25 protein-coding genes, 1 pseudogene and 1 other annotated feature are annotated in these 25,772 nt (G+C 56.1%); of the genes and pseudogenes, 14 read left to right on the forward strand and 12 right to left on the reverse strand.

The features are described 5' to 3' along the window. The first annotated feature begins 90 nt into the window (after nt 1–90). Nucleotides 91–1,752 carry a glutamine--tRNA ligase/YqeY domain fusion protein gene (locus tag DWZ82_RS05675; protein ID WP_118479430.1) on the forward strand — a complete coding sequence of 554 codons (1,662 nt, stop codon included), beginning with the start codon at nt 91–93 and terminating at the stop codon, nt 1,750–1,752. A 177-nt stretch (nt 1,753–1,929) separates the two neighbouring features. Here the strand turns inward: DWZ82_RS05675 and DWZ82_RS05680 are convergent, their stop codons facing one another. The 3 genes from DWZ82_RS05680 to DWZ82_RS05690 all read right to left on the reverse strand — a co-directional run bounded on the left by DWZ82_RS05680 (nt 1,930) and on the right by DWZ82_RS05690 (nt 4,629). Continuing rightward, nucleotides 1,930–2,589: a hypothetical protein gene (locus DWZ82_RS05680; protein ID WP_118479432.1), complete on the reverse strand. Its 660-nt coding sequence runs from the start codon at nt 2,587–2,589 to the stop codon at nt 1,930–1,932. A gap of 17 nt (nt 2,590–2,606) precedes the next feature. Further along, nucleotides 2,607–3,287 (reverse strand): hypothetical protein, encoded by a 681-nt coding sequence (locus DWZ82_RS05685; RefSeq protein WP_118479434.1) that lies wholly within the window; start codon nt 3,285–3,287, stop codon nt 2,607–2,609. 100 nt (nt 3,288–3,387) lie between these two features. Beyond that, nucleotides 3,388–4,629 (reverse strand): 6-phosphofructokinase, encoded by a 1,242-nt coding sequence (locus tag DWZ82_RS05690; RefSeq protein WP_110437089.1) that lies wholly within the window; start codon nt 4,627–4,629, stop codon nt 3,388–3,390. Between the two features lie 76 nt (nt 4,630–4,705). Between DWZ82_RS05690 and DWZ82_RS15845 the strand changes: the two genes are divergently transcribed. The 5 genes and pseudogenes from DWZ82_RS15845 to nrdG all read left to right on the forward strand — a co-directional run bounded on the left by DWZ82_RS15845 (nt 4,706) and on the right by nrdG (nt 9,333). Beyond that, nucleotides 4,706–4,834, forward strand: a complete 129-nt coding sequence (locus tag DWZ82_RS15845) for a hypothetical protein (RefSeq protein ID WP_256372130.1) — start codon at nt 4,706–4,708, stop codon at nt 4,832–4,834. 55 nt (nt 4,835–4,889) lie between these two features. After that, nucleotides 4,890–5,858, forward strand: a complete 969-nt coding sequence (gene fba / locus DWZ82_RS05695) for a class II fructose-1,6-bisphosphate aldolase (protein ID WP_118479436.1) — start codon at nt 4,890–4,892, stop codon at nt 5,856–5,858. A gap of 416 nt (nt 5,859–6,274) precedes the next feature. Beyond that, nucleotides 6,275–8,608 (forward strand): anaerobic ribonucleoside triphosphate reductase, encoded by a 2,334-nt coding sequence (locus tag DWZ82_RS05700; RefSeq protein ID WP_118479686.1) that lies wholly within the window; start codon nt 6,275–6,277, stop codon nt 8,606–8,608. 75 nt (nt 8,609–8,683) lie between these two features. Then, nucleotides 8,684–8,824, forward strand: a pseudogene (gene nrdD / locus DWZ82_RS05705) (anaerobic ribonucleoside-triphosphate reductase); the annotation flags it as partial. Then, nucleotides 8,824–9,333 (forward strand): anaerobic ribonucleoside-triphosphate reductase activating protein, encoded by a 510-nt coding sequence (nrdG, locus tag DWZ82_RS05710; protein ID WP_117487896.1) that lies wholly within the window; start codon nt 8,824–8,826, stop codon nt 9,331–9,333. The pseudogene nrdD and the gene nrdG, both read left to right, overlap by 1 nt. Nucleotides 9,334–9,456: 123 nt before the next feature. On the opposite strand, the gene DWZ82_RS05715 is transcribed toward nrdG, so the two are convergent. The 5 genes from DWZ82_RS05715 to tsaE form a co-directional block, all read right to left on the reverse strand. Then, nucleotides 9,457–10,041, reverse strand: a complete 585-nt coding sequence (locus DWZ82_RS05715) for a GNAT family N-acetyltransferase (protein ID WP_118479440.1) — start codon at nt 10,039–10,041, stop codon at nt 9,457–9,459. Between the two features lie 71 nt (nt 10,042–10,112). Further along, on the reverse strand, nt 10,113–10,478 hold the full coding sequence (locus DWZ82_RS05720) for a hypothetical protein (RefSeq protein WP_118479442.1): 366 nt from the start codon (nt 10,476–10,478) through the stop codon (nt 10,113–10,115). A gap of 76 nt (nt 10,479–10,554) precedes the next feature. Beyond that, on the reverse strand, nt 10,555–11,184 hold the full coding sequence (gene upp / locus DWZ82_RS05725; RefSeq protein WP_118479444.1) for a uracil phosphoribosyltransferase: 630 nt from the start codon (nt 11,182–11,184) through the stop codon (nt 10,555–10,557). 234 nt (nt 11,185–11,418) lie between these two features. Next, nucleotides 11,419–12,120: a tRNA (adenosine(37)-N6)-threonylcarbamoyltransferase complex dimerization subunit type 1 TsaB gene (gene tsaB / locus DWZ82_RS05730; protein ID WP_118479446.1), complete on the reverse strand. Its 702-nt coding sequence runs from the start codon at nt 12,118–12,120 to the stop codon at nt 11,419–11,421. After that, a complete protein-coding gene (tsaE, locus tag DWZ82_RS05735) occupies nt 12,117–12,542 on the reverse strand; it encodes a tRNA (adenosine(37)-N6)-threonylcarbamoyltransferase complex ATPase subunit type 1 TsaE (RefSeq protein ID WP_110437081.1) in 426 nt (141 codons plus the stop codon). The genes tsaB and tsaE overlap by 4 nt, the downstream gene beginning before the upstream one ends. Nucleotides 12,543–12,735: 193 nt before the next feature. Between tsaE and DWZ82_RS05740 the strand changes: the two genes are divergently transcribed. Further along, complete coding sequence (locus tag DWZ82_RS05740) at nt 12,736–13,575, forward strand: undecaprenyl-diphosphate phosphatase (RefSeq protein WP_117487883.1); 840 nt, start codon at nt 12,736–12,738, stop codon at nt 13,573–13,575. A gap of 306 nt (nt 13,576–13,881) precedes the next feature. Here the strand turns inward: DWZ82_RS05740 and DWZ82_RS05745 are convergent, their stop codons facing one another. Together DWZ82_RS05745 and DWZ82_RS05750 are read right to left on the reverse strand one after the other, a co-directional pair. Then, the gene (locus tag DWZ82_RS05745) at nt 13,882–15,219 is read right to left on the reverse strand and encodes an MATE family efflux transporter (protein ID WP_243022891.1); all 1,338 of its coding nucleotides are present in this window, start codon (nt 15,217–15,219) and stop codon (nt 13,882–13,884) included. A 78-nt stretch (nt 15,220–15,297) separates the two neighbouring features. Continuing rightward, nucleotides 15,298–15,723: a MarR family winged helix-turn-helix transcriptional regulator gene (locus tag DWZ82_RS05750; RefSeq protein ID WP_118361509.1), complete on the reverse strand. Its 426-nt coding sequence runs from the start codon at nt 15,721–15,723 to the stop codon at nt 15,298–15,300. Nucleotides 15,724–16,535: 812 nt separating this feature from the next. Between DWZ82_RS05750 and DWZ82_RS05755 the strand changes: the two genes are divergently transcribed. Next, nucleotides 16,536–16,895: a VOC family protein gene (locus tag DWZ82_RS05755; RefSeq protein ID WP_118479448.1), complete on the forward strand. Its 360-nt coding sequence runs from the start codon at nt 16,536–16,538 to the stop codon at nt 16,893–16,895. A gap of 161 nt (nt 16,896–17,056) precedes the next feature. On the opposite strand, the gene DWZ82_RS05760 is transcribed toward DWZ82_RS05755, so the two are convergent. Further along, a complete protein-coding gene (locus DWZ82_RS05760; RefSeq protein WP_118479450.1) occupies nt 17,057–17,395 on the reverse strand; it encodes a DUF4363 family protein in 339 nt (112 codons plus the stop codon). Further along, nucleotides 17,392–18,069 (reverse strand): DUF421 domain-containing protein, encoded by a 678-nt coding sequence (locus DWZ82_RS05765; protein ID WP_158575105.1) that lies wholly within the window; start codon nt 18,067–18,069, stop codon nt 17,392–17,394. The genes DWZ82_RS05760 and DWZ82_RS05765 overlap by 4 nt, the downstream gene beginning before the upstream one ends. A 185-nt stretch (nt 18,070–18,254) precedes the next feature. After that, nucleotides 18,255–18,504 (forward strand) — a binding site (T-box leader). Nucleotides 18,505–18,611: 107 nt separating this feature from the next. Between DWZ82_RS05765 and ilvB the strand changes: the two genes are divergently transcribed. From ilvB to DWZ82_RS05795, 6 genes are all read left to right on the forward strand, one after another. Next, entirely contained in the window at nt 18,612–20,276 is a 1,665-nt protein-coding gene (ilvB, locus tag DWZ82_RS05770; protein WP_118479454.1) for a biosynthetic-type acetolactate synthase large subunit, read from the forward strand. 13 nt (nt 20,277–20,289) lie between these two features. Continuing rightward, complete coding sequence (ilvN, locus tag DWZ82_RS05775; RefSeq protein WP_118479456.1) at nt 20,290–20,766, forward strand: acetolactate synthase small subunit; 477 nt, start codon at nt 20,290–20,292, stop codon at nt 20,764–20,766. Nucleotides 20,767–20,919: 153 nt separating this feature from the next. Beyond that, nucleotides 20,920–21,915, forward strand: a complete 996-nt coding sequence (gene ilvC, locus DWZ82_RS05780; RefSeq protein ID WP_110437072.1) for a ketol-acid reductoisomerase — start codon at nt 20,920–20,922, stop codon at nt 21,913–21,915. Nucleotides 21,916–22,249: 334 nt separating this feature from the next. Then, nucleotides 22,250–23,911 (forward strand): dihydroxy-acid dehydratase, encoded by a 1,662-nt coding sequence (ilvD, locus tag DWZ82_RS05785; RefSeq protein ID WP_270554114.1) that lies wholly within the window; start codon nt 22,250–22,252, stop codon nt 23,909–23,911. Between the two features lie 154 nt (nt 23,912–24,065). Continuing rightward, a complete protein-coding gene (locus DWZ82_RS05790; protein WP_118361494.1) occupies nt 24,066–24,554 on the forward strand; it encodes an Lrp/AsnC family transcriptional regulator in 489 nt (162 codons plus the stop codon). Beyond that, nucleotides 24,548–25,729 (forward strand): pyridoxal phosphate-dependent aminotransferase, encoded by a 1,182-nt coding sequence (locus DWZ82_RS05795; RefSeq protein ID WP_116705107.1) that lies wholly within the window; start codon nt 24,548–24,550, stop codon nt 25,727–25,729. The genes DWZ82_RS05790 and DWZ82_RS05795 overlap by 7 nt, the downstream gene beginning before the upstream one ends. The last annotated feature ends 43 nt before the right edge of the window (nt 25,730–25,772 follow it).

Here is a 25,772-nt window from a genome sequence, read left to right on the forward strand (position 1 = left end):
CAAAGGGCGGAATTAAATCATCGCGCGCAGCGCGATACCGCAATTTTCAATTTTCCATTTTCAATTCTCAATTCCAAGGGAGAATAATAAATGTTAGAGAATGTAAACAACTTCCTCACAGAAATCATCGACGAGGATATTAAAAACGGTCTTTCCGAGCGCATCCACACCCGCTTTCCGCCGGAGCCGAACGGTTATCTGCACATCGGCTCGGCCAAGGCCATCTTCATCAACTGGTCTATCGCGAAAAAATACAACGGCCTGTTCAATCTGCGCTATGACGACACCAACCCGGTCAAGGAGGATACCGAGTATGTAGACTCCATCTGGGAGGACATCAAGTGGCTGACCGGCGAGGAGCCGAGCGGCGGTGTGTATTACGGCTCGGACTACTTCGAGACCTGCTTTAGCTGCGCGGTACAGCTGATCAAGGACGGTAAGGCGTATGTTGACGATCTGACGCAGGAGGAAATGCGCCAGTACCGCGGCTCTCTGACCGAGCCGGGCAAGCCGAGCCCGTACCGCGACCGTTCGGTTGAGGAAAACCTGCAGCTGTTCCAGGATATGCGCGACGGCAAGTTTGCCGACGGCTCCAAGACGCTGCGTGCAAAGATCGACATGGCAAGTCCGAACATGAACCTGCGCGACCCGGTGATTTACCGTATCGTGCGTGCACACCATCACCGTCAGGGCGATAAGTGGTGCATCTATCCGCTGTACGACTTTGCACACCCGATTCAGGACGCACTTGAGGGCATCACGCACTCCATGTGCTCGATTGAGTTCGAGAACCACCGTCCGCTGTACGAGTGGGTGGTTGACAACTGCCCGCTGCCGCATCATCCCAAGCAGCGCGAGTTTGCCCGCCTGAACGTAACGCACACCGTTATGTCCAAGCGTTACCTGCGTCAGCTGGTATTTGAAAAGCACGTTGAGGGTTGGGACGACCCGCGTATGCCTACGCTGTGTGCGCTGCGCCGCCGCGGCTACACGCCGAGCGCTATCCTCGATTTTGTACAGCGCGCCGGCATCGCAAAGGCCAACTCGCTGGTTGACATCAAGCTGCTCGAGCACTGCATCCGCGAGGAGCTGAACGAGACCGCGCTGCGCCGCATGGCAGTCACCGAGCCGGTCAAGCTGGTTATCACCAACTATCCGGAGGGGCAGTGCGAGGAGTTCGAAGTGCCGAACAATCCGCGCAATGAGGAAGCAGGCAGCCGCAAGGTTCCGTTCACCCGTGAGCTGTATATCGAAAAGAGCGATTTCGCGGAGGTTCCGCCTCCGAAGTTCCAGCGCCTCAAGCCGGACGGCGAGGTTCGTCTGATGGGCGCGTATATCGTCAAGTGCAACGAGATCGTCAAGGACGACAACGGCGAGATCGTGGAAATCCGCTGCACGGCTGATCTTGAGACCCGCAACGGCATGCCGGTGGACGGTCGCAAGGTCAAGGGCACCATTCACTGGGTATCTGCCGAGCACGCCATCGACGCGGACCTGTATCTGTACGATAATCTGTTCACCCTCGAGAACGTTAATGACGTACCGGAGGGCACGGATTATCTGGATTACCTCAATCCGGATTCGCTCAAGAAGCTGACCGGCTGCAAGCTCGAGCCGTCGCTGGCTGATGCCAAGGAAGGCGAGCGCTTCCAGTTTGTCCGCATGGGCTATTACTGCAAGGACCGCGAGAGCGGCCGATTCAACCGCATTGTTACCCTTAAGGACAGCTTTGCAAAAACGCTGAAAAAGTAAGCACAGATAAGAAAAGCTCTCTGAACTTTGTTCAGAGAGCTTTTTTCGTTAGAGATGAATTGAGAATGGAAAATGGAAAATGAAGGAGCCGCCTGAAAGGCGGGATTAAATCATCGCGCTGTGCGCGATACCGCAATTCTCAATTCTCCATTTTCAATTTTCCATTACTGCAATCGCTTAAATGATGCGGCTTTCGATTTCTGCATCCGGTGCCAGAACCTTCACGAAGAACTCGAGCCGCCGGAGTGCGTTCTCGATAACCGCCTTATCGGTATCCGGCGTGCCGAACACGGGATGGAACACATGGCGGCTGTCCGGATGGATGCAGGTTCGGTCGTCCGCACCGGCGATCATGCTGAAAATGATACCCGAGCTATCGCGTCCGCAGATGTCCTTCGGGTAGGTATGCGTGCTTGCGGCGCGCATGCCCAGGAACGGCAGCTTTTCGCTCGGCGTGAAGATGGTCAGCGGGCCGTCCATGCGGTCGATGTCATGCGTGCCGGAGAGTACGAACGTGGTCAGCTCCAGCAGGAAGGGAACACCCATCACCGGGTCGTCCTCCGGGAAGGGACGGCCTTTGAACATCACGGATTCAAACTGCTGCATGACCGGATAGGTTTTCTTGAACTTCTTGAAGAAGCGAAAATACGGATTTTCACCGAAAACAGCCTTGCGGTCGTAGTCGGCATACTTTTCGCGCAGGGCATCCAGTTCTGCGTGAACAAGGTCGTAAAATTTCGTTATATTCCATGCAGAACGGTCGGGATAGGTGACTTCGAGGATACCGAGCGGAATATTGCGCTCGGCAAAGGTCGGGTCCTTGATGATTTCAAACATAGGAACACCTCGATTTGTTAAGCGGGTTTGTAGGAACTGTGATAATCGTCAGTGGCTTCGCCGGTCAGCACATCGTAGTAGTAGCACTGCGATTTATCCGCGCTGGTGAAGAAATACACGCCGAGGGGGTGCTCTGCGGTATCGCTGGTCAGCCGACCGACATATTCGCCGCTTGCACCGCCAGCCGCTTCTCCGGTGCGGATGATTTCGTCAACGGACACCGGATGCAGCACGGCGATCATGCCAAGCTGCGCGATGGCGTAGGACAGGTACAGCAGGAAGATGGTATAGGCGGACTGCCGCAGCGAAGCCTCCTGCAGAGGATGGTTCATGCACTTGCCGATCAGCAGGCCGATGAAGGACAGCACGATCAGCGCCGCAATCCACCAGAAGCTGATCTCATACAGCGGGTTCATGCCGGACAGCAGGGCAATAAACAGCATCAGCGCCACCAGAAAGACGAGCAGCGCCTGCGCCCAGCGGCTGTGGTCCCTGCCGTCGGGATTACTGGGTCTGCTGTTCATAAAAATGTTGAAGATGAGCGCAACCGGCGCGAACACCCACAGATAGGTGGGAGGCCCGCCGACGGCACCGTCATACACGGTGTTCCAGTGCATGGCGAGCAGGCACACGCCCACCCAGACGATGACCGAAGATACGAGCAGCAGCAGATTTTTCTTGGATTGAAAAAGATTCATACAGGAAATTCCTCTTAAAAGCAAACGGGCAGAGCCTTGCGGCTCTACCCGTTTTGATTACGCACCGCAAGGCACGCTCTGTTCAGTTAAACCGAAAAGATTAAGCCTCAGCCTTGATCTTCTTCAGGTTAGCGAAGCGCGGCAGACCGGATACCTTCGGGCCAACGTTCTCGCCGTTGATGAGCGGCAGAGCGTAGTCAACGAACTCCTGCGTTACGCCGTTGCCTTCCTCGTTGATCCACTCACGCGGAACCTTCTTCTCGGTGTTGGCAACCTCGGACAGCGGGAGCAGCTCGATCTCGCACTTGTAGCCGTTCTCGTCACGGGTGCACTTGAAGCCCGGCATGTAGTCGGTCTTGCCTGCAACTGCATTCTCAACAGCAGCCTTGCCGGACATATAGGACTCGTCAACGTCGGTCTTGGAAGCGCAGTGAGCAGCGCAGCGCTGCAGCAGGCTCAGCTCGATGCCGCGAACCTTGCAGCCCAGCTCGTTCTTAACGGTGTCAGCCAGCATGGAAGCCAGACCGCCGAGCTGTGCATGGCCGAAGCCGTCGGTAGCAGAGGTCTTAGCCTCGGATACGAAGGAGCCGTCAGCGTAGTGGATACCCTCGGAAACAGCTACCAGGCAGTTGCCCTTCTCGTCGTAGATGCGCTTTACGTCAGCCAGGAACTTCTTCATGTCGAAGTCGGTCTCCGGCAGGTAAACCAGATCCGGACCTGCGCCCATAGCGGTAGCCAGACCGGCAGCACCAGCCAGCCAGCCAGCGTGACGGCCCATGATCTCTACGATGCAGACCATGCCGGTGTCGTATACGCGAGCGTCCTGATAGATCTCCATGCAGGAAGTAGCGATATACTTAGCAGCGGAAGCAAAGCCCGGGCAGTGGTCGGTGCCGAACAGGTCATTGTCGATGGTCTTCGGAATGCCCATTACGCGGCACTCGTAGCCGGACTTCATCATATACTTGGAAACCTTGTTGCAGGTATCCATGGAGTCGTTGCCGCCGTTGTAGAAGAAGTAACGGATGTCATACTTCTTGAAGATCTCGAGGATGCGCTTGTAATCGGTGTCATCAACATCCGGATCAGCCAGCTTGTAGCGGCAGGAGCCCAGAGCAGAGGACGGGGTGTAGCGCAGAAGAGCCAGCTCGTCGCGGTCTTCCTTGTCGATATCATACAGGTCGTCGTTCAGCAGGCCCTTGATGCCGTGTGCCATGCCGAATACGCGGGTGATGGACGGATTGTCCAGTGCTGCCTCCAGCGCACCCAGAACAGAAGAGTTGATTACGGAAGTCGGGCCGCCCGACTGACCGATGACGCAAGCGCCTTTCAGTTCACTCATTGATAAAACCTCCTAAGCAAATTAAAACGCAGAGCTGTGCCATGCATTTTCTTACTCATAAAGAGTATCATATAATATGAAAAAAATCAATGAAAATCCTGCGTTTTCGGCAGGTTTGGCAATTTTGGCAAAGTTGCCGCAGGAATTCGGCGAAAAAATGACAGGATTTTTTGGATATGGACTTGATTTTAGCATGCTTAACTGATAGAATAAAAGCAGAATTTTTAAGATTCAGTTTTTATCAGAAAGGAAGTATTCCCATGCCTTTAGTTACTACTACTGAGATGTTCAAGAAGGCTTACGACGGCGGCTACGCTGTTGGCGCTTTCAACGTGAACAACATGGAGATCGTTCAGGGTATCACCGAGGCTTGCCAGGAGCAGCACGCTCCGGTAGTCCTGCAGGTATCCAAGGGCGCACGCGCTTACGCAAACCACACCTACCTCGTTAAGATGGTAGAGGCTGCTGTTAAGGAGTGCCCGGACATTCCGATCGCTCTGCATCTGGACCACGGCCCGGACTTCGAGACCTGCAAGTCCTGCATCGACGGCGGTTTCTCCTCCGTTATGATCGACTGCTCCTCCCGTCCGTTCGACGAGAACGTTGAGGAGACCAAGAAGGTTGTAGAGTATGCTCACGCTCACGGCGTTGTTGTCGAGGCTGAGCTCGGCACCCTGGCTGGCGTAGAGGACGACGTAAAGGTTTCCGCTGAGGATTCCTCCTACACCCATCCGGAAGAGGTTGAGGAGTTCGTAACCCGCACCGGCTGTGACTCTCTGGCTATCGCAATCGGCACCTCTCACGGCGCTTACAAGTTCACCCCGGATCAGTGCACCCGCAACGAGCAGGGCATTCTGGTTCCGCCTCCGCTGCGTTTCGACGTACTCGAGGAAGTTTCCAAGCGTCTGCCGGGCTTCCCGATCGTACTGCACGGTTCCTCTTCCGTACCGCGTGAGTTTGTTGACAAGATCAACAAGTTCGGCGGCAAGATGCCGGATGCAATCGGCATTCCGGAGGAAGAGCTGCGTCACGCTGCACAGCTGTCCGTCTGCAAGATCAATATCGACTCCGATATTCGTCTGGCTATCACCGCTTCTATCCGCGAGCACTTCGCTGAGCATCCGGATCACTTCGACCCGCGCCAGTACCTGAAGCCGGCTCGTCAGGCTGTCAAGGACATGGTTACCCACAAGCTGATCAATGTTCTGGGCTGCAACGGCAAGGCATAAGATCATTTTCTGATCGAAACCAAAGAACCTCGGAATCCTGTTCCGGGGTTCTTTTTTCGTCTTGCGATGGGGAATAGAACGGATACCATATATAGTGTATCTGCTTTTTTGCGGGAGAAATTACCACGGAGAAAATAAAGGAGAAACTTTGTGGAATTTGTCGCGCTTTTCTGATAAATTTTTCGAGTCAAGAGGAAAAGTTTAGAGAATGCTCCAATAAAAATAGTGCTTTTCTTGCAAATGTGCCAAAAAGAATTTAGCGCCTTGACAGGGCGGTGTTTCGGCGGTAGAATATATAAGCAAGAGATAAGCAGACACAAGATGTTGTGCGATATTGAATGCACCACTACATAATTTAGTAAATAATCAAGAAATCGCCGTTAGGCGGTTTTTGTATGAGAGAGGGATTTTTCTTTATGATTCAGCAGATCGTCAAGCGGGACGGGCGCATGGCTCCCTTTGAGATCGACAAGATCACAAATGCAATTTTCGGCGCAGCACAGGCCTCCGGCGGCCAGGATCACGATATGGCGCAGGAGCTGGCAGAGCAGGTCGAAAAAACGCTGGAGGAGACTGCTGGAACCGAAACTCCCACCGTTGAACAGGTGCAGGACACTGTTGAGAAGGTTCTGATCGAAAGCGGACATGCCCGCACGGCCAAGAAGTACATCCTGTACCGCAACGAGCGCACCCGCGTGCGTGAGATGAACACCCGTCTGATGAAGGTGTACGAGGATCTGACGTTCAAGTCCTCGCTCGAGAACGACGTCAAGCGCGAGAACGCCAATATCGACGGTGATACCGCGATGGGCACCATGCTCAAGTACGGCTCCGAGGGCGCCAAGCAGTTCTATGAGATGTTTATCCTCGATCCGGCGCATGCTAAGGCGCACCGCGAGGGCGATATCCATATCCACGATCTGGATTTTCTGACGCTGACCACCACCTGCTGTCAGATTGACCTGCTGAAGCTGTTCCGCGACGGTTTTTCCACCGGTCACGGCTTCCTGCGTGAGCCGAACGACATCCGTTCGTACTCTGCGCTGGCATGCATTGCTATCCAGTCTAATCAGAATGACCAGCACGGCGGTCAGAGCGTGCCGAACTTCGATTACTCGATGGCGCCGGGTGTGCGCAAGACCTTCCGCAAGCTGTTCCGCGACAATCTCGCCAAGGCCCTCGAGGTGTTCGGTGAGGACGACAACAACGAGGTCGATGCGCGTGCGCTGACCGAGCGTGTTGAGCAGGAGACCGGCAAGTGGGCTTGTCTGGCAGGCGGCAACGGCTACGACGAGGCGATGGCTAAGGCACTTTCCGAGACGCTTGACGAAAAGACGGTTGCAAAGTGCATGAAGTTTGCTCGCAAGTACGCGGATAAGGAGACACGCAAGGGCACCTATCAGGCGATGGAAGCGCTGGTTCACAATCTGAACACTATGCACTCGCGTGCAGGTGCGCAGATTCCGTTCTCGTCGCTCAACTACGGCACGGATACCTCTCCGGAGGGCCGTCTGGTCATGGAGCAGCTGCTGCTTGCGACCGAGGCCGGTCTGGGCAACGGTGAGACCCCGATTTTTCCGATTCATATTTTCAAGGTCAAGGAAGGCGTCAACTACAACGAGGGCGACCCGAACTACGACCTGTTCAAGCTGGCATGCCGCGTTTCCGCGAAGCGTATGTTCCCGAATTTCTCGTTCCTCGATGCGCCGTTTAACCTGCAGTATTACAAGCCGGGTCATCCGGAGACCGAGGTCGGCTACATGGGCTGCCGCACGCGTGTTATGTCCAATGTGTGCGATCCGACCCGTGAGATCACCTACGGCCGCGGCAACCTGTCGTTCACGTCGGTCAACCTGCCGCGCATCGCAATCCGCAGCCACGGCGATCTGGACTGGTTCTTCGAGGATCTCGACCGCAAGATCGACCTCGTAATCGATCAGCTGCTCGACCGTTTCCGCATCCAGTGCGGCAAGCGCGTGCGCAACTACCCGTTCCTGATGGGCGAGGGCGTATGGCTGGATTCCGAAAAGCTGGGTCCGGATGACGAGGTTGGCGAGGTGCTTAAGCACGGAACGCTGACGCTCGGCTTCATCGGTCTGGCAGAGTGCCTCAAGGCGCTCATCGGCGTACACCACGGCGAGAGCGACGAGGCGCAGAACCTTGGTCTTGAAATCGTTGGTCACATGCGTCAGCGCATGGACGAGGCAACCGAGAAATACCACCTCAACTTCTCGCTGATCGCTACCCCGGCAGAGGGTCTGTCCGGCCGGTTTGTCAAGATCGACCGTGAGAAATACGGCACGATTCCGGGCGTTACCGACCGTGATTACTACACCAACTCCTTCCATGTGCCGGTTTACTATCCGATTTCGGCGTTTGAGAAGATCGCCCGCGAGGCACCGTATCACGAGCTGACCAACGGAGGCCACATCAGCTACATTGAGCTGGACGGCGACCCGACGCAGAACCTCGAAGCGTTTGAGGCTGTCGTTCGGGCGATGAAGGAAGCCGGCATCGGCTACGGCGCGATCAACCACCCGATCGACCGCGATCCGATCTGCGGCTATACCGGCATTATCGGCGAAGTATGTCCGCGCTGCGGCCGCCGCGAGGGCGAAGGCGTTCCGCTGTCCAAGCTGCAGAAGCTGGGACTGTATAAAAATTGCAACAGCACCACGATCGGCTATCACGGCGACCCCGCCGAAGAAGCCGACCGTCAGCCGAATACATTGAAAATCGTCAAAAAGTGACAGGAAAGGGAGAATTCTATCATGGAAACTAAGAATATCGCTGTACAGGAGCCGATGATTGGTGAAGGTGTAGGCTTTGAACGTATCCGCCGCATTACGGGTTATCTGGTAGGTACGCTCGACCGCTTCAACAACGGCAAGCGCGCGGAGGAGCACGACCGCGTAAAGCACAGCGTTCCGAGCTGCTGCTCCATGCGTCAGGAGCACACCGCCTGATGGAAGGTAAAATTCGCATTGCAGGTACAGTCGGGGAGTCCATTGTGGACGGCCCCGGCTTCCGCTATACGCTGTTTGTGCAGGGTTGTCCGCATGGCTGTCCGGGCTGCCACAATCCGCAGACGCACGACTTTGAGGGCGGGCAGGATATTGAGCTGGACACGCTGCTGAAGGATATGTGCCGCAATCCGTTCATCAAGGGTGTGACGTTCTCGGGTGGCGAGCCGTTTTGTAAGGCGGAGCCGCTGTATTATCTTGCGGTGGAGCTGAAGCGCAAGGGCAAGCACCTGATGGCGTACTCGGGCTATACGTTTGAGCAGCTGTTGGAGCTGAGCGATCCGTTTGTGAAAAAGCTGCTCGGGCAGCTGGATTTACTGGTAGACGGGCCGTTTATCATGGCGGAGAAGAACATCGAGCTGCGGTTTCGCGGCAGCGCGAACCAGCGGGTACTGGATGTGCCGAAGTCGCTGGAGGCGAATGAGGCTGTCTGGGCGGAGCAGTATCGGTGAGGCTGGTCGCTTGCGAAGCGAGCGGAATCTGCCCTGATGCCGCGCGGGCGCACCGTGTAAACCGCATGCACCATTGCTAAACAATGTGTATCGCACAAAATGATAATAAAAGAGCACCGAAACTCACGTTTCGGTGCTCTTTTCATCTTCCGACAGTTCATTTTCTGATTTTGCCTTCTCCGCGAGGTGCGGATTCCGGACCACACACCGTACACACGGTGCAGTCTTGCCGAAGGCGGTATGGCTGACCTTTTCGGTCGGCTGCATACGGCAGGCAACGGCAGTATGCAGTCCTGCGAGATCATCCTTCTGCACGAAGGTGCTGACCTCGTCGGCGTGCATGGACTCGAACGCGTACAGCAGGCACGCGGCGATGCACTCGCGGCCGACGCCGATGCCGCGCAGCTCATGCCGGACGATGCAGTTCGCGGTCAGCACGCGTTCCGCGCCGACCTGCTCGTAAGTCAGGCCGCACAGAGCCGCGGGAACGCCGGTCGGCTTATCAAGTGCGAGCAGCCAGCCGCAGCCCTCGGCCTGATAGCGGCGCAGCGTATCCACCAGCCAGTCCAGCGTCTGCTCGTAGGAGAGTGCGCCGCCGAGCGTCTGCATGGTCTCCTCGCTGCGCAGGAGCGGCGTCAGCAGGTTGAGGTCGTCCGCACTCAGCTCGCGGTAGTCCATGCGGCTGGAGTTTAGTTCGTAAAATTGCATAGGTTCAATTTTCTCCCAACAAAACGGTGCGGCTCGAAAGCCGCACCGCAAAAGTGTCCTTAAAAGTGTCTCTATCTGTTTCGATACCAGAATACAAATTTGCGCACCAGTACGCCCAGCGTTAAGCCGACCAGCGAGGGAACAAGCCCGTAAAACAGGCTTTGCATCTCAGTCGAGCGGAACGTGGCAAGCGGCAGAACAATCGCCCACAGGCCGACGAACACGGGCATCAGACCGTATCGCGGCAGGGCGCGGTATGCCGCCCGAAATGTGCACAGCAACGCCGAAAACGGCAGGATCAGCCAGAAGCCGAGCAGCCAGTACCCCATTTCGTTGCCGTACAGCAGACCGGGGATCAGCCCGACCGCCGTCACAAGACCATAGCAAAGGACAAAATTCCAGTATGGAGAAAAGCGTTTGATGCCATCAAATGTCATACGGTTCACCCTCCTCTGCAGGAACGGTCGGTGTGAAATTGTACTGCAGATACCGAAAAATTCAGCGGTATATTGCTTACTTGGTGCCGAAGATACGGTCGCCGGCGTCACCCAGACCCGGAACGATATAGCCGTGGTCGTTCAGCTTCTCGTCGATACCGGCAACGAAGATCTCAACGTCCGGATGTGCCTTCTGAACAGCGGCAACGCCTTCCGGAGCAGCGATGAGGTTCATCAGCTTAATGTGCTTTACGCCGCGGCGCTTGAGGCCGTCGATCGCAGCGATAGCGGAACCGCCGGTAGCCAGCATCGGGTCGAGCAGCAGTACGTCACGCTCCTCGATGTCGTTCGGCAGCTTGCAGTAATACTCGATCGGCTGCAGGGTTTCCGGGTTGCGGTACAGACCGATGTGGCCGACCTTAGCTGCCGGAATCATCTCCAGAATGCCCTCAACCATGCCCAGACCTGCACGCAGGATCGGCACGAGCGCAATCTTCTTGCCGGAAATAACCTGTACGCGCGCATCAGAGACCGGAGTCTCGATGGTGATCTCCTTGAGCGGCAGATCGCGGGTAGCCTCGTAGCACATCAGCATTGCAATCTCAGCAGCAGCCTCGCGGAACTCCTTAACGCCGGTGGTTTTGTCGCGCATCAGCGCCAGCTTGTGCTTGATCAGCGGGTGGTCCATTTCATGTACGGTTGCCATAGTAAAAATCTCCTTTATCCTAAAACTTTTTTGCTTCAGGCAATATCGCATAATTGAACAAGAGCGATTTGCGAGTGGGTTTTGCGCACTGACAAGGCGCGGTTTTGCGGTAATACTTGGTGTATTACAGTGAAATCGGAACGAAGTCAGGGCGCAAAATTTCCGCAAAGCGCCGCGGCAGCGCGACCGGAGCCTGCGCAAGAAGCCGCAGCTTTCATTGTGCGGTGTTGTCTGCTATTTGGTCTGTGCCAGACGCGCCATGCGCTCGCGCTCTGCCTGCGGACGACGCAGATAGAAGGCGTCCAACTCCTGGGGGGAGCAGGATTTGCCTTCGCGGAACAGGGGGAGTGCGGCGGCGGCAACACCAAATCCGGTCGCAAACCGCAGCTCGGCAGGTGCGAGCCGCAGACCGGTGCAGTTCTCTTTGATAGTATTATAACACAGATCCGCGCCATCTCCAACCAGAAAATACGGCGCTTCTCCGATTTCTTCGGCAAGCTCGGTCAGCTTGATCGCACGGTCATCGCACAGACGGCGTACCCTGCCGTCCTCCACGGTGAAAAGCGCGTTGTAAACCTGACCCGCACGCGCATCCATCACGCAGCACAGGTCGCCGCCGAGTGCGCGGGCGCCCCATGCCATTGCCTCGAGCGTGGAGACACCGAGGCACGGCTTGTCTGCGCCGAGCGCCAGACCCTTGACCGTGGCCACACCGATGCGCACACCGGTAAACGAGCCGGGGCCGTGCGCGACAGCGATCGCGTCCACGTCAGCGAGTGATACGCCGCAGTTTGCCAGCAGGTTTTCCACCATCGGCAGTAGCGTGCGCGAGTGCGTCAGGCCGCAGTTCTGAAAGGACTGCGCCACCAGTTTTTCGTCCTCGGTGAGCGCGACAGACGCGCTGACCGCCGAGGATTCCAGTGCAAGAATTTTCATACAGTCACTTCTCCAATCGTAATGCGGCGGTCGTTGTCCGCATCGCCGTAGGCAATATGGACGGTTTTGTAGGCTTCCGGCAGAACGTCCGCGGCGTTTTCGCTCCATTCGATGAGCACAATGCGGCTGCCGTCGAGATATTCGTCAAAGCCGATCTCGAACAGCGCTTCGCTGTCGAGAATGCGGTACAGGTCGAAGTGCGCGACCTTGACCGTCGGCGTTTCGTATTCGTTTGCAATGGCAAAGGTCGGGCTGGTGACGCGGCCCTCGTAGCCGAGTCCGTGCAGCACGCCGCGCGTGAATGCGGTCTTGCCGGCACCGAGGTCGCCGGAGAACGCAACAACGTCGCCTGCCTTGAGGCTTTTGGCGTATTCTGCGCCGAGTGCTTCGGTCTCCTCGGGTGAGTGGGTGATATATTCCATGAAAACACCTTTCTGTCAATCATAACTATACATTTATAATATACCACGGTACACTCGGAATGGCAAGTCAGCCTGCTGCAAAGTATAACTTTTTTATGACATTTCCGCTTGTTTGCTTGCTGGATGGCATAAGTTGTGGTAAGGTATAAAATAACATAAAAAACTGAACAAAAATTTTAAGGAGGAAAACCCTGTGATAGAATTGCTCAAAGCCTTTCTGTTTGGCATTGTAGAGGGCATCACCGAGTGGCTGCCGATCAGCAGTACCGGACACATGATTCTGCTCAATGAGTTTGTAAAGCTGGATGTGTCGGAAGCGTTTTACAGCATGTTCGAGGTGGTTATTCAGCTCGGTGCGATACTCGCGGTTGTTGTCCTGTTCTGGGGACAGATTTTCCCGTTTGAGCGGCGAAAGGGCCGTCACGGCGGCGCATCCATCGTGCTGAATACGGATACCGTCAAGCTGTGGATCAAGATTCTGGTAGCTTGTGTTCCGGCGGCGATCGTCGGTCTCAAGTGGAACGACCTGTTTGAAGAACTGTTCTACAATTACCAGACGGTTTCCATCGCGCTGATCGTGTTCGGCGCAGCATTCATTCTGGTGGAGAACGCGCACAAGGGCAAGCCGGCGCGCATCAATGCACTCACTGAGCTTACTTACCCGACCGTATTTATGATCGGTATGTTCCAGCTAATCGCGGCTGTGTTCCCGGGCACCTCGCGTTCCGGCGCAACGATTGTCGGCGCGCTGCTGCTCGGCGTATCGCGTACTGTGGCTGCGGAGTTTACGTTCTTTCTGGCCATTCCGGTCATGTTCGGCGCAAGCCTGCTCAAGATTCTCAAGTTCGGCTTTGCGTTTACATCCACCGAGCTGATGATCCTCGGTATCGGTACAATCACCGCGTTCGTGTCCTCGCTGCTCATCATCCGTTTTCTGATGAGCTTTGTCAAGAAGCACGATTTCAAGGTGTTCGGCTGGTATCGTATTATCCTCGGTATCGCCGTGCTGGCGTACTTTATGCTGGCGAAGTGAATAGGGAAAAGAGGTCTGCGGGGCAGACCTCTTTTTGAGGCTGTCGAAAAACTATCGTTTTCCGAGCAGCCTCTCGCTCGAAACCACGCTTTCGAGCGAATACTGAAGAAAAACTGCGCCCTGACGGGCACATTTTTTCTTCCCTTGTATAAAAAGTCAGGTACACGCCCCGACTTTTTATGAATTTGCTTCGCAAATTCTATTTTATGCGTGCTGCCGCACGAAGCGTAAAAATTAAAATAATATTTTTTTGACAAACTGAAAAGAGGTCTGCATTGCAGACCTCTTTTGCTGTATGGTTTTCTATTAGGTACGCTGTTCCAATCCGTGCCGAATCCTTCTCCAAACCACGCACGACAGCGCAATAGTGACATAATCCGTGATGGACTGTCCGAGAACTGCGCCATTCAGACCGAAAACCGCATTCAGCAGATACAGCAGGGGAATGAGCAGCAGACCCTGCCGCAGCACGGACAGCACGGTAGCCGGAAGGGCGCGTCCGACCGACTGCATGCAGTTCATATTGACGAACAGAAAACCGATGAACGGGCCGGACAGCATGTAGGCGATCAGCATCTGCACGCCGTATGTAATAACGCCGCTGTCGTCCACGAACAGGCCGATGATCGGCTTGCGCAGGAAGAAATAGAGCGCGGTTGCCGCCAATCCGACAACAAAGCAGCACAGCTTGGTAAAACGCTCGGTATCGGTAAAACGCTTGATATCACCCGCACCGTAGCTGTAACCGAAAATCGGCTGTACACCGTTTGCAAGGCCCATTTGCAGGAAGGTGATGAACATATTCGCTTTGAATACGATGCCGATCGCCGCAACGGGCGCGTTGCCGTAGGCGACCAGAATCAGGTTGAGCACAATGGTTGAAACACACATCAGCGCGGAGAAAATGGCGGTCGGGAAGCCGGCAGAGCACACACGCACGGCAATGTGCGTGCCGCAGAGCGCGTCCTTCGGCGCAAGCGAAAACCGCCGCGACTTTTTGAGAAAATACCACAGGTAGTACAGCGCCGCAAGCATATTGCCGATGGTGGTTGCAATGGCTGCGCCTGCCGCGCCCTGTCCCAGACCGGAGACGAAAACCGGGTCGAGTACGATGTTTGCAATCGTGCCGATCATGCTGCCGATCATGGCCTCCTTGCTCGCGCCTTCTGCACGCACAACGAAGCTGGCTGCAGCCGACCAGATGACGAACGGTGCGCCGAACGCGATGTAAACCGTGTAGCCGCGGGCAAACTCAAATGTACTTGCGTCCGCGCCGAACAGATGCAGGATGGGTGCGGTGAAGCACAGCAGCACGGCGGCAAACGCTGCGCCGACGACCAAGCTCGCCCATGAGATGAACGAGGAGATTTTCTTCACGCTTGGGTGATTGTTCTCGCCGAGCGCGACCGAGATCATCGCACTGCCGCCCATGCCGAACATGTTGGCGAACGCCATCAGCAGGATGAAGATCGGGTTGGTCAGGCTGACGGCGGCTACCTGCAGGGCGTCGCCGGTCTGTCCGACGAAAAAGGTGTCCGCCATGTTGTACACCACGGTGACAAGGCTGCTGATGACGCTCGGAATCGCCATTGCGGCTACTGCACGAGGTATCGGCGCTTTGCCGAGGAGAGTGTCGTTGTCCAAGTTGTACACGTTCCTTCCTTTGGAAATTTAACGGTTGTTTTCATCGAAGCGGCAGGGCAGTCCGCCCTGCGGTAATGGTTAATCGTTTTTTTCAAAATTTGAAAGCATTTTCAGCCCGATCCGCATAAATGTGTCCCGCTCCTCGGGCGAGATGCCGCGGAGCAGCATGGCTTCGGTCTCCGTAATCTCCTGCAGGCAGGCGGGACGGAAGGCTTCGGCTTTTTCAGTGCAGACAATGCATTTGCGCCGTGCGTCCGCAGGATCGGGTTCGCGGCGGATGAGATCGGCAGCCTGCAGGGCCTGCAGCATTTCGGTTGCGGTGGAAGGCCGCAGGCCGAATTCCTGCTCGACGTCGCGCTGTACGAGCGGGTGTTTTTGACTTTCTATCAAAATATAGTTGAGAATCTGACCTTTGGTGCCGCTGATATGAATGCGTTTTTGCGTTTCCGCTGATCGGCGGCGCAGGCAGTTAGATAGCTTGTTGATAAGCCGCCCGGTATCCATGAAATCACCTCGTTTAATTACTTCGTTTCCTAAGTAATATTGTAGTCGGTGATTGCGGAATGTCAAGAGGGAATTTTACTGCTTGCCCGGGGAGATGGGAGCCGTCCGGACGGCTCCTTTTTCCTGCACTGGATGACTGGGGAACACGAACTGCCGCAGTGGGTTCGCTCTGACGGGGCGGCTCTTTTTCCTGCATCGGCTGACCGGGGCGCGCGAACTGCGTGAGCGTGTTCGCACCTAACGGGCGGAGAGTTTTCCGCTGAACCTCAGCGGGGGATTCGCCGTCTGCGGACGGCGGGAGCGTTGCCGCGCCCGCGGCGGGGGCAAAAAGGAAGGACAACCTGCGGTTTTCCTTCCTCTTTGAACTCCTACCTTTCCCTTGGATAGTCTGGCGCAGATTGCCTACATGTGACCGCTGCGAAAAAGGGGAACGACAGAGGATTTTTTCTTCCGTGTCTTTCTCAACCTGTTCGCAGGGTCAGATACATTACTGCTACACATGTGAGTTCATCCACGCAGGGCGCGGAATAACCGTGCCGCGCAATTCGTGAGCGCGTTATTATAGACAGCACCTACGAGGATAAATTGCACCAAACGCCTAAATTCGCAGGTGCCTTCCGGTATAACGGGAAAAAATCGCGCGACACTGTTATCCCCCAGGGGACCTTCTCTTGCCCTACGGGCAATTCACCTTGTGCCGCGCCTGCGCAGAGTAGCCCGTATGTGTAGCGCTAATCTCCGGAATTTCCCTATTGACACAGGCTGACTCTGCTTTGTACAATAACACAAAACAACGAAACGAGGTGCCTGCTATGCACATCCACCATTTAGCGCTCCGTGTGCGCGATTTCGAGAAATCGCTGCATTTTTACCAGACGCTCACCGAGCTCAAGATCCACACGCAGTTCTCCGCGAACGGCGGCAGCATTGCCTACCTGCAGAACGCCTCCGGCGAAACCCAGCTGGAGCTGATCGGCATGCCGGAGGGCGAGACCGTCAAGGCGTTCGGTATGTTCCTCTGCTTCGGTACGGAGGATATCGCCAGCGCGCATGAGCGTGCCGTCCTGCACGGCATGAATCCGTCCGATATCCGTCAGCCGGAGCCGGACGCGCGCTATTTCTACGTTTACGATCCGGACGGTCTGTCCGTGCAGGTGCGTGAATACCGTTAAGGGAATACCGCATAATTGAACAAGAGCGATTTGCGAGCAAATTTTGCGTACTGACGAGGCGCAGTTTTGCGGTAATACTTGATGTATTACCGTGAAACTGCAACAAAGTCAGGACACAAAATTTCCGCAAAGCGCCGCAGCTTTAATTGTGCGGTGTTGCCTTAAAACAGATTTTTAAGCGTCGGACGCTGCACATCCGGCAAATGTCTCAGTTGAGCGAGCAGCTCCGCACGGTCGAGCGCCAATTCGTCCGTCAAGCCGTTTTGCTGCGCGGCAAGCATGCGGTCAAACAGCCGGTCAGCCTGATCGATCTCGCTGTGCAGCAGCAGAGCGCCGAGTAGGGTCTGTGCTGCGTCCCATGTCTCCCGCGCTTCATTCAGGCGGTCGTTCTCTACGTCGAGGGCGACCGCCTGTGCCGTGTTATCCACGGCTCTTACGCTCCACACACTGCCGAGGATGAGCACGGTACACAGCACGGCAGCCGTCAGCAATCGCTTCATACACGGCCCTCCTTTTTCTGCAGGAACGTGTTGCCGCAGTCGTCGAGCGTCATCAGGAACACATCCTCGACCGCGATACTCTGGTTTTTCAGCCGCCGCTCGATATCCGCAGGGGAGAGGTGCAGCAGCTCGAGCGAGCGCGGAACCATCTTGCCGTCCGACACGACAACGAGCGGCAGACCGGTATCCTTGGGCGTAATGCCGAGCATTTCCGCCGTGACCGGCTGCTGCGGCTGCTTGAGGATAACCGTCAGCGTGCCGTCCGGCTCGATGACGCCGTATTTCACATCGGACACGGCTGCGACATTCTGCTTGCGGAGTGTTTCTATCACCTCGTCGGTCGTCAGCCGCATTTGCCGCAGCTTGTCAATATCGAGCTGACCCTTGCGAATGATGATGGCCGGCTGACCGTTCAGCAGCCGTCGGAATCTGCGGCTTTTGAGTGCGGCGAAGCTGAGAAAAATCTCGAGCACCACGAGCGTGGCGATCGGCACCAGACCGGAGAGCAGCGGAATCCCTAAATCCTGCATGGGCACAGCCGCCAGATCGGATACCAGAATGGTAACGACCAGCTCGGACGGGTCCAGCTCGCCGATCTGCCGTTTCCCCATCAGCCGCACGGCGCAGATGACCGCGCAGTATAAAATCAGCGTGCGCAGCAGCGGCACTGCCATACGCCCGCACCTCCTTCGCTTGTGAAAATCGCACAGTTTACCGAAGTAAAAACTGTATATGTTTGGCATTGTGTAGTATGGCGAAAAAACAAAGAAATATGCACGACAGTTTTCGCATATTTGCAGTCGGAAAGACGTTGACATTCTGAGGAAACGCCTTTATAATATAAACAACATTCAAAAAGATACAGGCTGCGAACGGAAAAGTAGCGTCCCGGACCCATGATAGAGAGCTGTCGGCTGGTGTAAGACAGTGGGAAACGGAAAGTGCGAAAGTCCTCCGGGAGCCGGATTGCTGAAATGAAATGAAACAGGGTTCAGTGTAAGCTATCCCGCATGATCTGCGTTAAACGATCGGGTGAGTGGTCATACCGCCGAATAGGGCAGTGTGGCAAAAAGAGTGGTACCGCAGAGTTTTTGGTCTTTGTCTCTTTGTGAGACAAGGGCTTTTTTGTTTATACGGTATCTTGCGGCAATCGTTATCCGGCTGCTGCATAAGTATGTATGCTATGTTGAAATGAGAGAAAGGAGGCGGATTCGCAATGGTAAAGAACGGCGCAGAGATTCTGATCGACGCACTTGTAGAGCAGGGAGTTGATACCATTTTCGGTTATCCCGGCGGTGCGGTTTTGAACATCTATGACGCACTTTACAAAAACAGCGACCGCATTCGACATATTCTGACCGCGCACGAACAGGGCGCAGCACACGCAGCGGACGGTTACGCCCGTGCGACCGGCAAGGTAGGCGTCTGCCTGGCAACAAGCGGACCGGGTGCGACCAACCTCGTAACCGGTATTGCTACCGCGTATATGGATTCCATCCCGATGGTTGCCATCACCGGCAACGTCGGCACCAGCCTCATCGGCCGTGATTCCTTTCAGGAAGTTTACATTGCCGGCATCACCATGCCGATCACCAAGCACAATTTCGTTGTGCGCGATGTGGAGGATCTGGCGGACACCGTGCGCGATGCGTTCCGCATTGCCGCTTCCGGACGTCCGGGTCCGGTGCTGATCGACATCCCGAAGGATATTACCGCCGCTAAGTGTGAGTTTATCCCGAAGGGCAAGGTTGAGATCAACGAGACCTACGAGATTTCGGACGAAGAGCTGCAGACCGTAGCGGATATGATTGCCGCCTCCGAGCGTCCGATGATCTATTACGGCGGCGGTGTTGAAACCTCTGACGCAGGCGACATGCTGCTGCAGCTGCAGCGGAAGGCGGATATTCCGTCGGCGCACACCATGATGGCCATCGGCTGTATCCCGGATACCGAGCCGCTCAGCCTTGGCATGATCGGCATGCACGGTACGGTTTCTGCCGCATGGGCGGTTGAGCGCTGCGACCTGCTGGTCTGCATCGGTGCCCGCTTCTCCGACCGCGTTGCGACCAACACCAAGCGTTTTGCACCGTCGGCAAAGGTTATCCATATTGACATTGACAATGCGGAGATCAATAAGAACATCGGCGTTGATTATGCCATTGTTTCCGATGCGGAGACCTTCCTCGAAAAGGTTATGCCGTATATTAAGGAGGCAAAGCACGACGCATGGCGCGCGCAGATTGCCGAGTGGCAGACAAAGCTCGACTATGTGCCGAAGGACGACGAGAGCGTTATCCATCCGCACCAGCTGCTCCACACGGTTGCGGAGGAGACCCCGGAGGACACCATTATCGCAACCGACGTTGGTCAGCACCAGCTTTGGAGTGCGCAGTACAACGGCCGCAAGCACGTTCGTCAGTTCCTGACGTCCGGCGGTCTGGGTACGATGGGCTTCGGCTACGGCGCGGCAATCGGCGCGCAGGTGGCCTTCCCGGACAGAACGGTTGTCCACATCACGGGCGACGGCTCGTTCCACATGAATCTTAACGAAATCTGCACCGCGGTTTCCTATAACCTGCCGGTGATCACGATCATTATGAATAACCGCGTGCTCGGCAACGTGCGTCAGTGGCAGACCATGTTCTATGGCAGCCGTTACTCGCAGACCGATCCGCACCGCAAGACAGATTACGTCAAACTGGCCGATGCCTTCGGCGCACGCGGCGTCCGTGTTACCAATATCGCCGAGCTGCGCGACGCGCTGCGGGAAGCGGTGAAGCGAACCGGTCCTGTGCTGATCGATGCACAGATCGACAAGGACGAGCGCGTCCTGCCGATGATCCCGGCAGGCGGCACGGTTGACGATCTTGTAACGGAATAAGGAAGGAGAAATCATGGAAAAGTATATCCTTTCTGTCACCGTACAGAACAACGCCGGTGTTCTGGCCCGCGTATCCAGCCTGTTTGGCCGCCGCGGCTACAACATCGACTCGCTGACCGTTTCGGCCACGACTGATCCGAAGGTTTCCTGCATGTCTATCATTGTGCAGGGCGACCATATGGTGCTTGAGCAGATCATGAAGCAGCTGGCAAAGCTGGAAGAGGTCATGCATGTTGTACACCTCGAAGAAGACAGCTCCTGCTGCAGTGAGCTGGTGTTCGTCAAGCTGCATACGCCGGACGTAAGTGTCCGCAGCGATATTCGCCAGCTGTGCGAGCTGTACGGCGCACGGGTCGTAGAAACACAGGAGAGCGAGATCATCATCGAGCTGTCCGAAGTGCCGAGCCGCATCGATGCCTTCCTCGACGTCATCTCGAACTTTAAGATCCTCGAGATGAGCCGTTCGGGTGTTACGGCAATTGAAAAATAATTTTGGTTAATTAGGAGTTAGAAATTGGGAATGAAAAGCGCTGCCGCGCCGGAGAAATGTTTCATAACCGGGGAGGAAGCACCTTGCAATCACTGATTACTGACTGCTGATTCATATAATTGACTCTTTATAAATTTTTAGGAGGAAATAAAAATGGTAAAGATGTTTTATGACGCAGACTGCAACCTGTCTCTGCTCGACGGCAAGACCGTTGCAATCATCGGCTTTGGTTCTCAGGGTCATGCTCACGCAATGAACCTGAAGGACTCCGGTGTACACGTTGTAGTAGGTCTGCGCCCGGGCTCCAAGCACGAGAAGAAGGCTAAGGACTACGGCCTGGAGGTTATGACTCCGGCTGAGGCTGCAGCAGCAGGCGATATCATCATGATGCTGACCCCGGACGAGAAGCAGGCTGACATCTACAAGGACGTTATCGAGCCGAACCTGAAGCCGGGCAACGTACTGGCTTTCGCTCACGGCTTCAACATCCACTTCAAGCAGATCGTTCCGCCGGCTGACGTTGACGTTATCATGATTGCTCCGAAGGGCCCGGGTCACATCGTTCGCCGTACATACGAAGAGGGTCAGGGTGTACCGGATCTGGCTTGCGTATATCAGGACGCTTCCGGCAAGGCTATGGACATCGCTCTGGCATACGCCTGCGGTATCGGCGGCGGCCGTGCCGGCATCATCGAGTCCACCTTCAAGACCGAGACCGAGACCGACCTGTTCGGTGAGCAGGCTGTCCTCTGCGGCGGCGTTTGCGAGCTGATGAAGGCTGGCTTTGAGACCCTGGTTGAGGCTGGTTACGCTCCGGAGAACGCTTACTTCGAGTGCGTTCACGAGATGAAGCTGATCGTTGACCTGATCAACGAGGGCGGCTTCGCTAAGATGCGTTACTCCATCTCCGACACCGCTGAGTACGGCGATTACCGCACCGGCAAGCGCATCATCACCGAGGAGACCCGCAAGGAGATGAAGAAGATCCTGCGCGAGATCCAGGACGGTACCTTCGCTACCGAGTGGATTCAGGAGAACCGTGCAGGCGGCCGTGCCAAGTTCCTCGCTACCCGTGCTCTGGAAGCAGACACCGAGCTCGAGAAGACCGGCAAGAAGCTGCGCGGCATGATGAGCTGGCTGAAGAAATAATCTCGCGCTCCGCTTGAGACTATTTCTTATAGGGGGCTTCAAAAGCCCCCTATATACAAATCATGGTTCCGTAGAAACCATGATTTGATACCCGAATGACGCGCTCCAAGAGCGCTGAGTCGGGGTGTAAAAAGTCAGGCGCATGTCCTGACTTTTTACGGCACACTTTGTGTGCCGAATGATTGCCGCAACCTTTGGTTGCGGTTAGACGTGAAGCATTTCGCGTGCTGATCGTCAGCTTTTAGCTACCCCGAACGGGCGGACGGATTTTCCCGTCCGCCCGTTTTTTCTATCAGGCAGTCTGCTGGACTGCTTTCAAAGGAGGAAAATCCCCGTGAGAAGAAGTGATAACATCACTGCAGGACCCGAGCGCATGCCGAACCGTTCGCTGCTGCGCGCCTGCGGTATGACCGACGAGGAAATGAATCAGCCGATCATCGGTGTGGTTTCGGCATATTCCGAGATCATCCCGGGCCATATCAACCTCGATAAGATCGCGGATGCGGTTAAGGCAGGCGTTCGCATGGCAGGCGGTACGCCGGTGCTCGTTCCGGCCATCGGCGTATGCGACGGCATTGCCATGGGTCACATCGGCATGAAATATTCGCTGGCAAGCCGTGAGCTGATCGCGGACAGCGTAGAGACGCTGGCGCAGGCGCACCAGCTGGACGGTCTAGTGCTCATCCCGAACTGCGACAAGATCGTGCCCGGTATGCTGATGGCCGCCGCTCGTCTGAACATTCCGTCCATTCTGGTTTCCGGCGGCCCGATGCTGGCAGGCCATTTCGGCGGTGAGGAGGTATCCCTGTCCAAGACCTTCGAGGCGGTCGGCGCTTACAAGGCCGGCATGATGGACGAGGCGACCTTCTACGAAGCCGAGTGCAATTCCTGCCCGGGCTGCGGCTCGTGCGCAGGCATGTACACCGCAAACTCGATGAACTGCCTGTCCGAAGCGATCGGCATGGCGCTGCCGGGCAACGGCACGACCCCGGCGGTTTCGGCTGCCCGTATTCATCTGGCAAAGCATGCCGGCATGAAGATCATGGAGCTGATCGAGAAGGACATCAAGCCGCGCGACATCCTCACGCCGGCAGCGTTCCGCAACGCGCTGACCTGCGAGATGGCGATCGGCTGCTCGACCAACTCGGTTCTGCACCTGCTGGCAATCGCAAACGAAGCAGGCGTTCCGCTGCAGCTTGAGACCCTGAACGAACTGTCCGGCAAGGTGCCGAATATCTGCCATCTGGCTCCGGCAGGCCCGCATCACATTGAGCAGCTTTACATGGCAGGCGGCGTTCCGGCCATCATGAAGGAGCTGACCAAGCGCGATTTCCTCGACCTGTCGCTCATCACCTGCACCGGCAAGACGGTCGGCGAGAACCTTGAGGGCGTTGTCAACAAGAACCCGGAGGTCGTTCGTCCGCTCGAGAATCCGTATTCGCAGACCGGCGGCATCGCTGTTCTGTGGGGCAACATTGCAAAGAACGGCTGCGTTGTCAAGCGTTCGGCAGTTGCACCGGAAATGATGGTGCACGAAGGTCCGGCACGCGTGTTCGACTGCGAGGAGGACGCAATTTCCGCCATCTACAACGGCAAGATCGTGCCGGGTGACGTTGTTGTCATCCGCTACGAGGGTCCGAAGGGCGGTCCGGGCATGCGCGAGATGCTCAACCCGACCTCTGCGCTGGCCGGCATGAAGCTGGATACCACGGTTGCGCTCATCACTGACGGCCGTTTCTCCGGTGCGTCCCGCGGCGCATCCATCGGTCACGTTTCGCCGGAGGCTGCTTCCGGCGGCGAGATCGGTCTGGTGCAGGAAGGCGATATCATCTCCATTGATATTCCGAACAGCAAGGTAAATGTCAATGTTTCCGACGAGGAGCTGGAGGCACGCCGTGCCAAGTACGTTCCGCGTGAGCCGAATGTCAAGTCCGGCTGGCTGTACCGCTATTCGCGTCTGGTCACCTCTGCAGATCAGGGCGCTGTGGTTCGTTGATTTTTGCGTAATGAAAGAAGTCCGAAAATTTTTCGGACTTCTTTTAATTCTTCATTCCGCAATCGCAAAATTTCTACTCCAAGCGTAGACAGAACTGCACCGCAGTGCTATAATAAAGTAATTCTTGAAAAACGAAAAAGGGAGGTCATTTATTATGAAAAACCCTGAAAAGCTGCTTGATCTGCTGGCGCAGGACGCGCGTCTGACTCCGGCACAGCTGGCCGCGATGCTCGGTGAGACCGAGGAGGATGTGGCTGCTGCGATCAACGCGTATGAGAAGAATTCGACGATCCTCGGCTACAAGACCGTGGTCGATTGGGATAAAACATCCAAGGAGAGCGTAACCGCACTCATCGAGGTCAAGATCACCCCGCAGAAGGGTATGGGCTTTGATGAGATCGCCCGTCAGATCTATTCGCACCATCAGGTGGAGAGCGTGTACCTGATGAGCGGCGGCTTCGATCTGACCGTTATCATCAAGGGACGCACCATGCGCGAGGTTGCCCGCTTTGTCTCCGAGCAGCTGGCGCCGATGGAGAACGTGCTGTCCACCGGTACGCATTTCATCCTCAAAAAATACAAGGACAACAGTGTGGAATTCGACCCGGCAGACAGCGATAAGAGAGAGGTCATGGCATGGTGAACTACGAGCAGATTCTCTCTGCGCGTGTAAAAGAGGTACAGCCTTCCGGCATTCGCCGCTTTTTTGAACTGGCGGCTAAAATGCCGCACGCGATCTCGCTCGGTGTGGGCGAGCCGGATTTTGAAACGCCGTGGCAGATTCGCCGCGCTGGCATTCAGTCTCTGGAAAAAGGACAGACCTTCTATACCTCCAACTGGGGTCTTGCCGAGCTGCGCAATCAGATTGCCGCGCTCGTGCGCCGCAAGTACCGCCTGTGCTACGATGCGGACAAGGAGATCCTTGTGACGGTCGGCGGCTCCGAGGCGATCGACAACACCATCCGCGCGATTGTCAATGTGGGTGACGAGGTGCTCATTCCGGAGCCGAGTTTTGTATGCTACAAGCCGCTGACGCAGATGGCAGGCGGTGTTCCGGTGCCGCTGCCGACCCGCGCGGAGGACCAGTTCAAGCTGACGGCGGACAGTCTGCGCGCTGCTATTACGCCGCGCACCAAGCTGCTCATCCTGCCGTACCCGAACAACCCGACCGGCGCGATTATGACGCGCGATGAGCTGCAGGCGATTGCGACGGTCATCAAGGACACGAACATCATCGTGCTGTCGGATGAGATTTACAACAGCCTGACCTACGGCCCGGATCGCCACGTCTGCTTTGCGGAGCTGGACGGCATGAAGGAGCGCACCATTGTTGTGGACGGTTTCTCCAAGTCCTATGCGATGACCGGTTGGCGTCTCGGCTGGGCAATGGGCCCGAAGGAGCTGATGCGCCACATCTGCAAGATTCATCAGTTCGGTATTATGTCCGCGCCGACGACCGCGCAGTTCGCGGGCATTGAGGCTATCCGCACCGGCGAGGACGATATCGAGCGCATGCGCGAGCAGTATGACCTGCGCCGCCGCTACCTGCTCGGCGAGCTGCGGAGCATGGGCCTAGAGTGCTTTGAGCCGCAGGGCGCGTTCTATATGTTCCCGTCGATCGAGTCCACCGGACTTTCCAGTGATGAATTCTGCGAGAGACTGCTGCATGAGCAGGAGGTCGCGGTCATTCCGGGCAGCGCCTTTGGTGAGAGCGGTGAGGGTCATGTGCGTATTTCGTATTCGTACTCGATGAACCATCTGCGCGAGGCTTGCCGCAGGATGCGTAAGTTTTTGCAGACTTTGCAGGCGGAAAAGTGAGATAAAATGAAAGCACCGCCCGAAATGGGCGGTGCTTAGTGGA

This window comes from Butyricicoccus sp. AF35-5AC (assembly GCF_003477715.1).
Classification (GTDB): Bacteria; Bacillota; Clostridia; order Oscillospirales; family Butyricicoccaceae; genus Agathobaculum; species Agathobaculum butyriciproducens.

Coding starts and splice junctions, on each gene's coding strand:
- DWZ82_RS05675 (WP_118479430.1), top strand. CDS start 91: ATGTTAGAGAATGTAAACAACTTCCTCACAGAAATCATCGACGAGGAT.
- DWZ82_RS05680 (WP_118479432.1), bottom strand. CDS start 2,589: ATGTTTGAAATCATCAAGGACCCGACCTTTGCCGAGCGCAATATTCCG.
- DWZ82_RS05685 (WP_118479434.1), bottom strand. CDS start 3,287: ATGAATCTTTTTCAATCCAAGAAAAATCTGCTGCTGCTCGTATCTTCG.
- DWZ82_RS05690 (WP_110437089.1), bottom strand. CDS start 4,629: ATGAGTGAACTGAAAGGCGCTTGCGTCATCGGTCAGTCGGGCGGCCCG.
- DWZ82_RS15845 (WP_256372130.1), top strand. CDS start 4,706: ATGAAAAAAATCAATGAAAATCCTGCGTTTTCGGCAGGTTTGGCAATT.
- fba (WP_118479436.1), top strand. CDS start 4,890: ATGCCTTTAGTTACTACTACTGAGATGTTCAAGAAGGCTTACGACGGC.
- DWZ82_RS05700 (WP_118479686.1), top strand. CDS start 6,275: ATGATTCAGCAGATCGTCAAGCGGGACGGGCGCATGGCTCCCTTTGAG.
- nrdG (WP_117487896.1), top strand. CDS start 8,824: ATGGAAGGTAAAATTCGCATTGCAGGTACAGTCGGGGAGTCCATTGTG.
- DWZ82_RS05715 (WP_118479440.1), bottom strand. CDS start 10,041: ATGCAATTTTACGAACTAAACTCCAGCCGCATGGACTACCGCGAGCTG.
- DWZ82_RS05720 (WP_118479442.1), bottom strand. CDS start 10,478: ATGACATTTGATGGCATCAAACGCTTTTCTCCATACTGGAATTTTGTC.
- upp (WP_118479444.1), bottom strand. CDS start 11,184: ATGGCAACCGTACATGAAATGGACCACCCGCTGATCAAGCACAAGCTG.
- tsaB (WP_118479446.1), bottom strand. CDS start 12,120: ATGAAAATTCTTGCACTGGAATCCTCGGCGGTCAGCGCGTCTGTCGCG.
- tsaE (WP_110437081.1), bottom strand. CDS start 12,542: ATGGAATATATCACCCACTCACCCGAGGAGACCGAAGCACTCGGCGCA.
- DWZ82_RS05750 (WP_118361509.1), bottom strand. CDS start 15,723: ATGGATACCGGGCGGCTTATCAACAAGCTATCTAACTGCCTGCGCCGC.
- DWZ82_RS05755 (WP_118479448.1), top strand. CDS start 16,536: ATGCACATCCACCATTTAGCGCTCCGTGTGCGCGATTTCGAGAAATCG.
- DWZ82_RS05760 (WP_118479450.1), bottom strand. CDS start 17,395: ATGAAGCGATTGCTGACGGCTGCCGTGCTGTGTACCGTGCTCATCCTC.
- DWZ82_RS05765 (WP_158575105.1), bottom strand. CDS start 18,069: ATGGCAGTGCCGCTGCTGCGCACGCTGATTTTATACTGCGCGGTCATC.
- ilvB (WP_118479454.1), top strand. CDS start 18,612: ATGGTAAAGAACGGCGCAGAGATTCTGATCGACGCACTTGTAGAGCAG.
- ilvN (WP_118479456.1), top strand. CDS start 20,290: ATGGAAAAGTATATCCTTTCTGTCACCGTACAGAACAACGCCGGTGTT.
- ilvC (WP_110437072.1), top strand. CDS start 20,920: ATGGTAAAGATGTTTTATGACGCAGACTGCAACCTGTCTCTGCTCGAC.
- DWZ82_RS05790 (WP_118361494.1), top strand. CDS start 24,066: ATGAAAAACCCTGAAAAGCTGCTTGATCTGCTGGCGCAGGACGCGCGT.
- DWZ82_RS05795 (WP_116705107.1), top strand. CDS start 24,548: ATGGTGAACTACGAGCAGATTCTCTCTGCGCGTGTAAAAGAGGTACAG.